This window comes from Peribacillus sp. TH27 (assembly GCF_016650915.1).
Lineage (GTDB): Bacteria > Bacillota > Bacilli > Bacillales > DSM-1321 > Peribacillus > Peribacillus butanolivorans.
Genome location: NZ_JAEKEV010000002.1, coordinates 3,505,695 through 3,518,589, shown reverse-complemented (window position 1 = coordinate 3,518,589; position 12,895 = coordinate 3,505,695). Strand labels below are relative to the sequence as shown.

The following is a 12,895-nucleotide window of genomic DNA, read 5'->3' as shown; positions in this document are numbered from 1 at the left end:
ATGCCTTCCTTTGCAAGGGTTATCAGGTTTAAAACTTCGGCTTTTGGGTATTATGGGTAATGTGGAAATTCATCCCTGTGCGGCATAATTATAAATAAATTTAATTCGGAAGGAGACTTAGCTAGAAAATTGTCGAACAAATTATCAATTATAGGGTTTGTTTTGTTTGACCTAAATTGACCAAAAAGTGTATCATACATACATAAAGAATTTAAATGATTCTCTTAATCGAAGGAGGAAATGAACATGAATTTAATTCCTACAGTTATCGAACAAACAAGTCGTGGGGAGCGTGCCTACGATATTTATTCCCGTTTATTAAAAGACCGGATCATTATGCTTGGAAGCGCAATTGATGACAATGTTTCCAATTCTATTGTTGCTCAATTACTATTTTTAGAAGCAGAAAATCCTGAAAAAGATATTACTTTATATATCAACAGCCCAGGTGGAAGCATCACATCTGGTATGGCTATCTACGATACAATGCAATATATTAAACCAAATGTATCAACTGTATGTATTGGTATGGCTGCTTCTATGGGTGCATTCCTATTGGCTGCTGGTGAAAAAGGCAAACGTTATGCCCTGCCAAACAGTGAAGTCATGATTCACCAACCACTTGGAGGAGCTCAAGGTCAAGCAACGGAAATTGAAATTGCAGCACGCCGTATCCTTCACTTGAAAGACAAATTAAACCAAATCCTAGCAGAACGTACTGGACAACCTATAGAAGTCCTTCAAAGAGATACAGAACGCGATAACTTCATGACCTCTGAAAGAGCTCTTGAATATGGCTTGATTGACAAAGTCATCACTCGTAGCAATCTTGAAGATAAAAAAGACAAATAATAAAACTAAAGGACTCGAAAGTAGCATAAAGCGACTTTTGAGTCCTTTTTCTTTTATGTGAAAACTTTAAGAGGATGCTTGTCGGCACCCTCTTATTTTATCCTTCTTGCTGTACGAATTCTTCTAATGCCTCTATTGCTTCTTTTTCATCACGGCCTTCAACAATAAGCTTGACGGACACGCCAGAGCTAATGGCAAGACTCATTAATCCCATAATACTTTTTGCATTCACTTTTTTTCCTTCTTTTTCAAGGAAAACATCTGAATGAAAGCGGTTAGCTTCTTGAACAAAAAGAGCAGCCGGTCGTGCTTGTAAACCTGTTTTTAGTCGTACTTCTACTTGTTTTTCCACCATCTTGATCTCCCCTGTTAGCTTTATTTTTTCGCAGCAATAGCTTCTCCTCCACGGAGTCTATCAGCTATTTCATCAATTTTTCGCAACCGATGATTAATCCCCGACTTACTGATGTTTCCTCCTGATACCATTTCTCCAAGTTCCTTTAATGTTATATCCTGAAATGCTATCCTTAGCTCCGCAATTTCCCGAAGCTTATCTGGTAAAATATTTAATCCTACCGTATCCTCAATGTAATGGATATTTTCAACCTGACGCAATGAGGCCCCAATCGTTTTGTTCAAATTAGCTGTTTCACAATTCACAAGGCGATTTACGGAATTACGCATATCACGGACAATTCTTACATCCTCAAACCTTAATAAAGCTGAATGAGCTCCCACAATACTTAAAAACTCTGCAATTTTTTCGGCTTCTTTTAAATAAATGATATACCCTTTTTTACGTTCTAGCGTCTTAGCCTTTAAACCAAACTTATTCATTAGCTCACAAAGCGCATCATTGTGCTCTTTATAAAGTGAGAAAATCTCAAGATGATAGGAAGACGTTTCCGGATTATTGACCGAACCTCCCGCAAGAAATGCACCTCTTAGATATGAACGCTTACAACATTTTTTCCCAACAATAGTATCGGATATAGCATGGAGAATTTCAAAGCCCTCGCCTAAAATTTCTAAATCGGTTAAAATCCGCTGCCCTCCAGATGACATCCTGACAATATAAACATTATTCTTTTTAAGCTTCATCTTTTTACGAACCAGCAGCTCGACCTGGACCTCATAACTTTTTTTCAACAGCGTGTAAATCCGTCTGGCAATCGCTGCATTTTCAGTTTGAATATCCACAACAAGCTTCCGATTAGAAAATGAAAGGGATCCATTCATCCGGATAAGTGCACACAATTCTGCTTTTCCGCAACAATCCTTTCCTTCCAATGTAGTAAGCTCTTTTTTTGTTTCTGAAGCAAAAGACATCCATTTCACCCCCAATCGAACGCAGGTAATCTCTTTTTATTAGTCAAAAAGCAGTATCCACTTATATCTACGGAACTATATGACTTTTCGTTTCATTTACCAGCATATTATAAAGCAAATCTGCCACTTTTTTTGTGTCATGGCGTATTACATTACCTTCATAGCTAAAAATGCGTTCTTGTATGATTTCAAGACCCATTCTTTTTAAACTTTCCACATCGTACACAACCGGTTTGGCATATTCAGCTTTATAACGTTCCTGAATTTCAGACGGTATTTCCTCATTATTAACAAGTATCCTGTCAATATATGCATTTCCCATATGATCATATATAGCTTTTATATGATCGCTTGCGCTATAATCCAGCGTCTCGCCTGCTTGTGTCATTAAATTGCAAATGTACACTTTCTTCGCCTTAGAGCGGCCTACTTCTTCACCAAGACCTGGAACAAGTAGATTAGGCAGAATGCTAGTGTATAAGCTTCCTGGACCGATGACGATAAGATCTGCCTGCTTGATTTCTTGGAGAGTTTCACTTAGCGGCTTTATATGTTGGGGCGACAGAAATACTTTTTTTATTTTCTTTCCTGAAAAGGGGATTTTGGATTCTCCAGTAACAATCGATCCATCATCCATTTCCGCTTGGAGAACCACACTTTGGTTGGCAGCTGGCAGTACTTTACCCCGGACATTCAAGAATTTACTCATTTCCTGGATTGCATGGACGAAATCTCCCGTTAATGAGGTCATAGCAGCGAGAATCAGATTCCCCAACGAATGCCCGGACAACTCATTTTTACTCTGAAAGCGATGCTGAAACATTTGCTCAACAAGAGGCTCTACATCTGACAATGCAGCAAGAACGTTACGAATATCACCAGGTGCGGGGATATCCATGTCCTCACGAAGGCGCCCTGAACTTCCACCATCATCAGCTACCGTAACGATTGCTGTTATATCCACTGGATGCTTCTTTAATCCTCTTAATAAAACCGGAAGGCCGGTTCCCCCTCCAATGATCACAACTTTAGGCCGGTTCTTTTTATTTAACATCTTTTACTTTCCCCTTACTTTTTTCGATATCTCGATGAGACACCTGAACCCTGTAATCCTTTTGGAAGTAGTTCGAAATATACTCAGTCAATGCTACAGAACGGTGCTGACCTCCTGTACACCCAATCGCAATAACAAGTTGCGCTTTCCCTTCACGCTTATAATATGGAAGCATAAAGGTAAGCAGATCTGTTACCTTTTCTAAAAACTTTTGTGTCTCACTCCATTTTAAAACGTAGCTAGATACTTCTTGCTCCAACCCCGTCTTTGGCCTCATGTGGTCAATATAGTACGGATTGGGTAGAAAACGTACATCAAACACAAGGTCTGCATCTATAGGTAGACCATGCTTGAACCCAAAGGACATGACATTGACTGTAAATCCTACACTTTTATCCGTTGAAAATTCTGAAGCAATTTTTTCCCTAAGTTCACGTGGCTTCAGCTGTGAAGTATTAAAAATCAACTGAGCCCTTCCTTTTAGTTCATCCAAGAGTTCCCGTTCCATTTTAATACCTTCTAATGGCCGGCCTAATGGAGCTAATGGATGGGTCCTTCTCGTTTCCTTATATCGACGGACCAAGGAATCATCATCAGCTTCAAGAAAAAGAATTCTTGGTGAGACCGATGATGTTTCTGTTAATTTGTCCAAAGCAAGAAATAAGGAATCAAAAAATTCTCTCCCCCGTAAATCCATAACAAGTGCTACTTTATTCATCTTATTCCCAGAGTCCTTCATTAACTCCAAAAACTTTGGCAATAAAGTGGGCGGCAAATTATCGACGCAAAAAAAGCCGAGGTCTTCAAAACTTTGAACCGCCACTGTCTTTCCTGCTCCTGACATTCCAGTTATGATGACCAATTGCGTTTCATTCATCTGCCCTGTACTCATTTTTCTCCGCCCCCATGTATAGCAATCTTTTTTATAAGTAAATATTAACCTGGATCTAGTCGATAAGAAAGCAACTTAAATTCAGGTGTATAGGTAAACGTTCCGTAAATAATTCCACTTCCATGAACCATATAGTCCAGAATGTGAAAATCCCCTTCAGCCATTTTCAGCTTTTTAACATCTTCTATAGGGTGCCAGAAAAGCTCCCCTTCTTCACATACATCTACATTGACACCATCAGAGTCCGTAGCAAAGAAAGTAAACATCATCCATTCTGACAACACCTTATCCCCATCCTTCATAATGAAGGTGAAAATGCCTTTGATGGTAGGGTTTTTTAAATAAACACCTGTTTCTTCGCGAAATTCTCTTATACAGGCATCACGTATAGATTCTCCGGGCTCCATCTTGCCACCAGGAGCTACCCACCATCCGCGTCTTGGTTTTTTTAATAATAAGATTTGATTATCCTTAATCAATACACAGTTTGTGACACGTTGCACGTTCTTCACCTCAAATTGGCCTCTGCTCGACTATAGAAACCTTCACTCTTGTGTTCCAGAGATTCAGTTTATATCTTTAAACCGCCGCTAGACATCCATTTGGCGATTTACAAATGCTTATAGTTCAAACAAGCTGTATTTTAAATCTTACCCTTATGAATGATATATGTTTAGTATATCTTATCATTATACTATTTTTGAAATAAGCTAACAATAAAGTAACCTTCCTGCATTGGGGGAATATTCATCTCGTGGAATTACCGAGTAAATTTCTTCTCTAGCTTACCTCCTATTCTTCTCCACTTTCATTCCCTAAATGCAGATGGCTATCTTACTTTCTATTACAACATATTGATTCTTCCTAGAAAATGGTAGGGAAGATATAGTCTTAAAGCAGGAAACGAAAAAAAGGACACAGATTCTTAATCTGTGTCCTCAACGTTTTATAATAAAAGGGGGTCAACTTCTACTCTTACTATACCCAATCATTATTTCACTGGTGTTACAACATAATTAAAACAGAATTACGATGTGTAAATTTTTGTATATAAATTATAATACTTAAGCCTTCGGTTGCAACTTTTCTTGAAGTTCTTCCACATAATGCTGAACAGATTGAGCAGCAATACTTCCATCACCTGTTGCTGTAACAATTTGGCGCAAAGTTTTTTCACGAACATCTCCAGCAGCAAAAATACCTGGGACCCGTGTTTCCATCCGATCATTCGTTTCGATGTAGCCTGTAGAATTCAAGATGCCTAATTTTTCAAATGGCTTAGTTAGTGGCAACATTCCGATATAGATGAATACACCGTCTGCGTCCATTACTTTCTCTTCTCCATTTACTGTGGAAACAAGAGTGACACCACCAACTTTACCGCCTTCTTCATTAATTTGCTTCAAAGTATGATTCCAGATGAAGTTAATTTTTTCATTGGCAAACGCACGATCCTGAAGGATTTTCTGTGCACGAAGCTCTTCACGTCTGTGAACGATCGTTACTTTCGAAGCAAAACGAGTTAGGTACACACCCTCTTCAACTGCAGAGTCTCCTCCGCCGATAACGAACAGTTCTTTTTCTTTGAAGAATGCTCCATCACAAACAGCACAATACGATACACCACGTCCGCCTAATTCTTTTTCGCCAGGAACGCCGATTTTCTTGTATTCGGCACCTGAAGAAATAATGATCGAACGAGCTTTAAATTCTTTAGAACCGGCAACAATTGTTTTATACTCTTCCCCGTCGATGATTTCCTTAACATCACCATAGGCATACTCCGCACCAAATTTCTTGGCATGGTCAAACATTTTTGTTGAAAGTTCAGGTCCGAGGATTGTGTCGAATCCTGGATAGTTTTCAACTTCCTCTGTGTTCGCCATTTGGCCGCCTGGTACTCCGCGTTCTAACATCAATGTTGAAAGGTTCGCACGTGATGTATAGACAGCAGCCGTCATCCCAGCAGGACCAGCTCCGATAATAACAACGTCATAAATTTTTTCAGACATGTTCTCACTCCTCCATATTCCATAACAAATGGAACCTTCACTAAGGTTAGTGTTCCCTACCTATTATCCTATATAACAAATAATTTTTCGTCCAAATATCTGCTCACTCTAGGAGCGTTTGAACCAATTTTACATACTTCGATAAGGTCGACACCGATATGAAATGTTTGTCTGCTATTGCCTGCTTGCTCATCTTTTCATTTTTAAGCTGATTCCACACGTATTCGACTGCAGATGCCCAGCCTGCTGGATTATTAAGCTTTTGCTCTGAATTAACCGCTTCGATGAAGACAGAAAACCACATTAAATAGAGCCCAGCTTCATCTAATTGAATCGGTTGAAAATGCTGATATAATAATTCAGCCGTTCGATCGGCAAAATCAATGGGTGTCAGTTGACGATTTTTTGCAGGAGCTTGCACCAGGTCTGCATAATCCCTTTCCAAGTCAGTGAAGTTCTGATTCAGGTTGAGGACCTGGTTTTTCAATAGCTTTTGCTTATGAACCGAATGTTTCAAAAGGAAAATAGCAAACAGTCTTTCTTCAATAAATTCGCTTTCAAGCCGTTTTATAATGGAAGGAAAATGATGTTCAAAACCATCAGAAGTTGCATTCATATCTCCCCAAGGCTCCATGCCTTCTTTTTCCGGATTCATTTCTACAACCTTTTTCCAAGCTTTTCTAGCTGCCTGTTCATGTCCTAAGTGGAAGGCCGATATAGTAAGCCAATAGTAGAAGGTTCCATCTCCTTCAAACCCTTGTTTCTGCAATATTTTTAGCCATTTATATGCGGATGCATAGTTCCCGATTAACGCGAAAGTCGCACCAAGCTTGAAGCGATGTTCAGATAACATCGGCCGAATTTTTTCGAGCATTTGTATGAGCTCTTCCACCTTATCCTCATCCTGTTGATAATGATGGAAAACCACCAGATTACAAAGCGCATGTAAGTTTCCTGGACTTTTTTCAAGTACCTCATCCAACGTTTCAAAGGCTTCATCTACCTGACCAAGGTAAAAATAAGCAAGTGCTAGATTATTATAAGCCGACCAATAATCCTGGTATTCGGCAATCGTTTCTTTTAGTACTTCAATTGCCTTAGGGAAATTCCCCGATTCTAAATACTCACGAGCCTTTTCCTGCTTGGAAATAAGTCCATCATGCTTAAAGAGATTTTCTTCGGATTCATCCGACTCGAAGGTAATGAGTTCAAGAAGATCCTCTGCATCATCGCTGAACTCTCCGTCTTCTTCTTTATCCAGGTATGCACTCGCGTGGCGGTAAGCCTCCTTGAACATGCCTAAATGAGCATAATTATTCGCCAGGAAGTAATGGCATTCCGACATATATGGATCCATCACATCCAAGATATTTTCCAGGAGGTTATTTGAATAATTATATTCACCGATCTCTGAGCAGGTGATTGCCAATTGACAGGCTATCATCGGTTCTGACGGTTCAAGTTCCAGCGCACGTTCCAAGTATTTTTTTGATTTAGGTAGTTCTCGTCTATGATATGCTTTTAGACCCTTGGTGAAATAATACTCACCTGTCGGGTGAAAGGTTAGAATTTTTGCCTGTTGGCCAAATTTAGAGTCTTTACTCATGTAATCCTCCATCTACAAGTTGATTAACCATAGTATTATAACATATTGAAGAATTTTTGCCGAATAATTCAAGAAAATGGAAAACGGATTTATGATACTTTTATTTAGAAATTATCAGGCAAAATACACGGGTTTTGAATCATCATTTTCTCATAAATGTTTTCCTTCACAGGTGTAAAAAAGAGCCAAGATTATGAAGTGAACCCAAAAAGTTAGACACTTTATTTAATTAGGCAGCCTTGAGGGCATGAACCCGGTAATCTTCCGGGCTCATGACTTTTAAATTTTACCTTGATTCGTTGATGATTGTCGTCGTAAACACACAGAAAAAAACCTTATAAGGAAAAATACCCTCCGGATTTGGGAGGGTATTTGACTATTTATTTATTCATTTTCTTTAGGTTCGTCTTTATCAGAATGTCTGGCCTTCAGTACATCAAGCACTGCTTGGAAAGGCAATTCTTGTTCTTGAAGAAGAACAAATAAGTGATAGAGAAGGTCTGCACTTTCCATAGAAAGCTCTTCAGCATCGCGGTTTTTAGCAGCAATGATTACTTCAGCAGCTTCTTCCCCTACTTTTTTCAAGATTTTATCAACGCCCTTATCGAATAGGTAGGTTGTATAAGATCCTTCAGGCATTTCCGTTTTTCTTTTTCCAATCAATTTCTCTAATTCCGTCAAGAAAGTCACATTTGTCTGTACCGCTTGTTGCGCTTCTTTATTTTGATAAATCGTTTCGCTGAAACAGCTTGTTGCACCTGTATGGCATGCCGGCCCTGCAGGAACAACACGAACGACTATTGCATCCTGATCGCAGTCATACTTCATTTCTGTGATTTTTTGCGTATTTCCACTCGTTTCTCCCTTATGCCATAACTCATTGCGTGAACGGCTGAAGAACACGGTTTCTCCTTTTTCTATGGATAATTGCAAGGATTCTTTATTCATATAAGCAAGTGTCAGCACTTCGCCAGTTCCTGCATCTTGGACAATCGCCGGAACCAGACCTTTTTCGTCATATCTAATAGTTTCGAGATTCATCGTACAACCACTCCTTGTTGTTTGAGAAACGTTTTGACTTCTTTAACAGATGTTTCTTTATAATGAAAAATTGAGGCTGCTAACCCTGCGTCCGCTTTTCCTTCTTCAAATGCTTCCTGGAAATGCTCCGCGTTACCTGCACCGCCAGAAGCAATAACAGGAACCGAAACTGCTTCCGATACCGCTTTTGTTAATGCGATATTAAAGCCCTGTTTTTCTCCGTCACAATCCATGCTTGTCAATAAAATTTCACCAGCACCACGTGTGACCGCTTCCTTCGCCCAATCAATTACTTCCCATTCAGTCGGTTTTCGACCGCCATGGGTATAAACGCGCCATGAACCAAGCTCTTCATCATATCGCGCATCAATAGCAATTACGATACATTGAGCACCAAAATAATCGGAACCTTCATTAATTAAGTCAGGTCGTAAAACAGCTGCTGTATTTAAAGATACTTTATCTGCACCAGCACGTAGAATCTTCTTCATATCAGCTAGCGAATTAATACCGCCGCCAACTGTAAACGGGATTGCTAGACTGCCTGCAACCGCTTGAACGACGTCTACAATCGTTTCCCTACCTTCGTGTGAAGCAGAAATATCAAGAAAGACAAGCTCATCAGCACCTTCTTGGTCGTAAAAGGCAGCTAGCTCGACTGGATCCCCGGCATCCCTTAAGGAAACAAATTGTATCCCCTTAACCACACGTCCGTCTTTTACATCCAGACAAGGAATAATTCGTTTGGTCAGCATTTAACCACGCACCTTTTCTACCGCTTCTTTTACAGTAAAGCGATTAGTATAAAGCGCCTTGCCAATAATCGCCCCTGCAACACCTTGAGCTTCATACTCCTTGAGGGTGATTAGATCTTCGAGCGAACTAATGCCGCCAGAAGCAATTACATTTTTGCCAGTTGCCTTCGCCATAGCCACAATCCCGTGCACATTTGGCCCTGAAAGCATGCCGTCTGTTGCGATATCGGTCACGATAAATGTCTCTGCACCAGCATCAGCTAGTAGTTTCCCAAGCTCTATGGCCTGTGTTTCTGACGTTTGAAGCCAGCCATGAGTGGCAACCTTACCATCCTTCGCATCAATGCCAATCGCGATATGGTTTCCATATTTTCTGATCATATCTTTAGTAAATTCCGGGTCTGAAACGGCCGAGCTGCCTAGAATTACACGCTCTACACCATTATCAAGATAATGAGCAATGTCCTGCTCCGTTCGAATGCCTCCGCCAATTTGGACGCGGGCACCTAACTCTTTGGCTGCTTTAATAACGTAGGAATCGTTGATACGAACGCCTTCTTTAGCTCCATCCAGATCAACCATATGTATCCAATCCGCTCCTTGGTCCGCAAAACTTTTAGCCATATCAAAGGGGGAATCGCCATAAACCGTTTCCTGATTGTAGTCTCCCTGGATTAAGCGAACGCATTTGCCTCCACGCATATCAATCGCTGGGTAAATCGTAAAGTTGCTCAAGCTTTTCCCTTCCCTTCTACTAATGTCAAATAATTTTTCAAGAGTGACATGCCCATCTGGCCGCTTTTTTCCGGATGAAACTGCATCCCAAATACATTTCCTTTGCCAACAATCGCCGGTACTTCCACATCATAAGTTGCTGAAGCGGTAATGTATGACTCATCAGTATCAGCGTAATAAGAATGGACGAAATAAACGTGTTCCTCTTCAAGGCCTTCGATCACTGGCGATACATGTTTAAATTCAAGACGATTCCAGCCCATGTGCGGCACCTTATAAGTCATCTCATTGGCATCCATCCCCGTAAAACGAACGACTTTACCTGGGATGAGAGATAATCCTTTTGCTGGTCCATTTTCCTCGCTTTCATCAAAGAGAAGCTGCATACCCAAGCATATGCCTAATAAATAACCTCCACCGGCTACGTATTTTTTCAGGAATTCATCAAGCTTTTGTTTTTCCAAAAGACTCATAGCATCTCTGAAAGAACCGACACCGGGAAGAATAATGCCTGTCGCTTTAGAAAGTTCTTCTGGATCATCGGAAATGAATGAGTCAGCTCCAAGTCGTTCCAGCCCTTTACTGACAGAGAATAAATTCCCCATTCCGTAATCGACGATTCCTATCATTTACAACATTCCTTTCGTTGAAGGAATACCTTTAACACGAGGATCAATGGTAGTAGCTTCGTCCAATGCACGCCCAAGCGCTTTAAATATCGCCTCAATCATATGATGCGTGTTGTGACCGTAATGAACGACAACATGAAGGTTCATCCGGGCTTCAAGCGCGAACTTCCAAAGGAACTCGTGCACTAATTCAGTATCGAATGTACCAACCTTTTGTGAAGGAAACTCTGCACGAAACTCAAGATGCGGCCGATTACTTAAATCGATGACAACCTGCGCAAGTGCTTCATCCATAGGTACGAAAGCATTTCCGTAACGCTTTATACCACGCTTGTCTCCAAGAGCTTCCAATAATGTTTGACCTAAGCAAATACCAATATCTTCAGTTGTATGATGATCATCGACTTCTGTATCACCCTTCGCATCAACGGTCAAATCAAACTTCCCGTGCTTCGTGAACAAATCAAGCATATGCGTCATAAACGGAACACCCGTCATAATTGAGGAATTCCCTTCCCCATCCACACCAAACTTCAAGCTTATATCAGTCTCATTCGTCTTCCGCTCCACACTAGCAAAACGCTCCATTACAACTCCTCCTCATTGGGGTCAGACCCCATTTCCCAGATGCAAAAATGCATTACAAATACTTTTATATCAATGTTTTCCGTATTATTTTCAGGGGTCAGGCCCTATTTCCCAAGTTTATTCGCACCGCGAGATTCGATTGCGCGGGCATGAGCTTCGAGGCCTTCCATGCGGGCAAAGGCAGCGATTTTCTCCGCATTTTGACGGAAGGCGGTTTCGCTGTACATGATGATGCTGGACTTCTTTTGGAAATCATCCACATTCAGCGGACTGGAAAAGCGGGCCGTCCCATTAGTAGGCAACACATGGTTTGGGCCTGCAAAATAATCACCGACTGGCTCCGAACTAAAGCGACCAATAAAGATGGCCCCTGCATGGCGAATTTTAGCCATTACTTCGAGTGAATTATAGGTCACAATTTCTAAATGCTCTGGTGCCAGTTCATTGATGGCCCCAACAGCTTCCACCATATTTTCGCATACAACAATCCGTCCATAATCGTTAATGGATGCAGCTGCAATATCACGGCGTGGAAGTAACGCTACCTGCTTGTTCACTTCCGCTGACACTTCTTCAGCCAGCTCCATTGAAGTCGTCACCAGAACACTGCAAGCACGGGCATCATGCTCTGCCTGTGATAGCAAGTCCGCTGCCACTTCTGAAGCAATTGCGGAATCGTCAGCTAACACGGCTATTTCGCTAGGCCCGGCAATCATATCGATGGCAACGTCCCCGAATACTTCCCGCTTTGCTAACGCCACATAAATATTTCCTGGACCTACTATTTTATCAACTTTCACAATTGTTTCTGTCCCATAAGCAAGAGCCGCTATAGCCTGAGCGCCTCCAACCTTATAGATTTCTGTCACTCCTGCAATTTTCGCTGCAGCTAAAACCGCTGGCGTTAATTTTCCATCTTTTCCTGGAGGAGATACCATAACGATTCGTTCCACCCCTGCAGCTTTAGCCGGCATTGTGTTCATCAGTACAGATGAAGGGTATGCTGCTGTGCCACCTGGGACATACACTCCAACCGCATCAAGAGGTGTTAATTTTTGTCCAAGCATTGTTCCCGTATCATCAGTGGTAATCCATGAATTGCGAATTTGTTTCTCGTGAAACAATCGAATATTATCTGCCGCTTCTTGGATTATTGCAAGCTGCTCTACTGTTAATGCTGCTGTTGCTTCTTCAATTTCCTGTTCGGAAACGAGTAATTCCTCAAGACTTACACCATCAAAACGCTCAGTATAATTATGTAAAGCGACGTTTCCGCTTTTTCTTACATCATAAATAATATCCTGAACCGCTTTTCGTTGATCAGCCGTACCTGCATCAACAGAGCGCTTCAGTGAAATTCCTTCTGCTAACCGTTCAATTTTCATACGCTCACCTCATTAGC

The 12,895-nt window shown here is 41.0% G+C and carries 14 protein-coding genes; 1 reads left to right on the top strand and 13 read right to left on the bottom strand.

Annotation, left to right across the window (positions count from 1 at the left end; all coding sequences use genetic code 11):
• Positions 1 to 246 precede the first annotated feature (246 nt).
• The gene (gene clpP / locus JFU24_RS18230; RefSeq protein ID WP_053348613.1) at positions 247 to 852 is read left to right on the top strand and encodes an ATP-dependent Clp endopeptidase proteolytic subunit ClpP; all 606 of its coding nucleotides are present in this window, start codon (positions 247 to 249) and stop codon (positions 850 to 852) included.
• A 97-nt stretch (positions 853 to 949) separates the two neighbouring features.
• Here the strand turns inward: clpP and JFU24_RS18225 are convergent, their stop codons facing one another.
• The 13 genes from JFU24_RS18225 to hisD all read right to left on the bottom strand — a co-directional run bounded on the left by JFU24_RS18225 (position 950) and on the right by hisD (position 12,878).
• Positions 950 to 1,207, bottom strand: a complete 258-nt coding sequence (locus tag JFU24_RS18225) for an HPr family phosphocarrier protein (protein ID WP_053348612.1) — start codon at positions 1,205 to 1,207, stop codon at positions 950 to 952.
• Between the two features lie 20 nt (positions 1,208 to 1,227).
• A complete protein-coding gene (gene whiA / locus JFU24_RS18220; RefSeq protein ID WP_056524512.1) occupies positions 1,228 to 2,181 on the bottom strand; it encodes a DNA-binding protein WhiA in 954 nt (317 codons plus the stop codon).
• A 67-nt stretch (positions 2,182 to 2,248) separates the two neighbouring features.
• Positions 2,249 to 3,235: a gluconeogenesis factor YvcK family protein gene (locus JFU24_RS18215; protein WP_056524509.1), complete on the bottom strand. Its 987-nt coding sequence runs from the start codon at positions 3,233 to 3,235 to the stop codon at positions 2,249 to 2,251.
• Complete coding sequence (gene rapZ, locus JFU24_RS18210; RefSeq protein WP_201222667.1) at positions 3,225 to 4,127, bottom strand: RNase adapter RapZ; 903 nt, start codon at positions 4,125 to 4,127, stop codon at positions 3,225 to 3,227. Before rapZ ends, JFU24_RS18215 begins: the two co-directional genes overlap by 11 nt.
• A gap of 44 nt (positions 4,128 to 4,171) precedes the next feature.
• Positions 4,172 to 4,630, bottom strand: a complete 459-nt coding sequence (locus tag JFU24_RS18205; RefSeq protein ID WP_053348608.1) for an 8-oxo-dGTP diphosphatase — start codon at positions 4,628 to 4,630, stop codon at positions 4,172 to 4,174.
• A gap of 561 nt (positions 4,631 to 5,191) precedes the next feature.
• Positions 5,192 to 6,139, bottom strand: a complete 948-nt coding sequence (trxB, locus tag JFU24_RS18200; protein ID WP_201187319.1) for a thioredoxin-disulfide reductase — start codon at positions 6,137 to 6,139, stop codon at positions 5,192 to 5,194.
• A gap of 103 nt (positions 6,140 to 6,242) precedes the next feature.
• Positions 6,243 to 7,745: a tetratricopeptide repeat protein gene (locus JFU24_RS18195; RefSeq protein ID WP_201222666.1), complete on the bottom strand. Its 1,503-nt coding sequence runs from the start codon at positions 7,743 to 7,745 to the stop codon at positions 6,243 to 6,245.
• A 384-nt stretch (positions 7,746 to 8,129) separates the two neighbouring features.
• Entirely contained in the window at positions 8,130 to 8,786 is a 657-nt protein-coding gene (gene hisIE, locus JFU24_RS18190) for a bifunctional phosphoribosyl-AMP cyclohydrolase/phosphoribosyl-ATP diphosphatase HisIE (RefSeq protein WP_201187324.1), read from the bottom strand.
• Entirely contained in the window at positions 8,783 to 9,541 is a 759-nt protein-coding gene (hisF, locus tag JFU24_RS18185; RefSeq protein WP_053348604.1) for an imidazole glycerol phosphate synthase subunit HisF, read from the bottom strand. Before hisF ends, hisIE begins: the two co-directional genes overlap by 4 nt.
• Complete coding sequence (hisA, locus tag JFU24_RS18180; RefSeq protein ID WP_098177236.1) at positions 9,542 to 10,276, bottom strand: 1-(5-phosphoribosyl)-5-[(5-phosphoribosylamino)methylideneamino]imidazole-4-carboxamide isomerase; 735 nt, start codon at positions 10,274 to 10,276, stop codon at positions 9,542 to 9,544.
• Positions 10,273 to 10,905 carry an imidazole glycerol phosphate synthase subunit HisH gene (gene hisH / locus JFU24_RS18175; protein ID WP_201187328.1) on the bottom strand — a complete coding sequence of 211 codons (633 nt, stop codon included), beginning with the start codon at positions 10,903 to 10,905 and terminating at the stop codon, positions 10,273 to 10,275. Before hisH ends, hisA begins: the two co-directional genes overlap by 4 nt.
• The gene (hisB, locus tag JFU24_RS18170) at positions 10,906 to 11,493 is read right to left on the bottom strand and encodes an imidazoleglycerol-phosphate dehydratase HisB (protein ID WP_056524495.1); all 588 of its coding nucleotides are present in this window, start codon (positions 11,491 to 11,493) and stop codon (positions 10,906 to 10,908) included.
• 104 nt (positions 11,494 to 11,597) lie between these two features.
• Entirely contained in the window at positions 11,598 to 12,878 is a 1,281-nt protein-coding gene (gene hisD / locus JFU24_RS18165) for a histidinol dehydrogenase (protein WP_201187330.1), read from the bottom strand.
• Between the last annotated feature and the right edge of the window lie 17 nt (positions 12,879 to 12,895).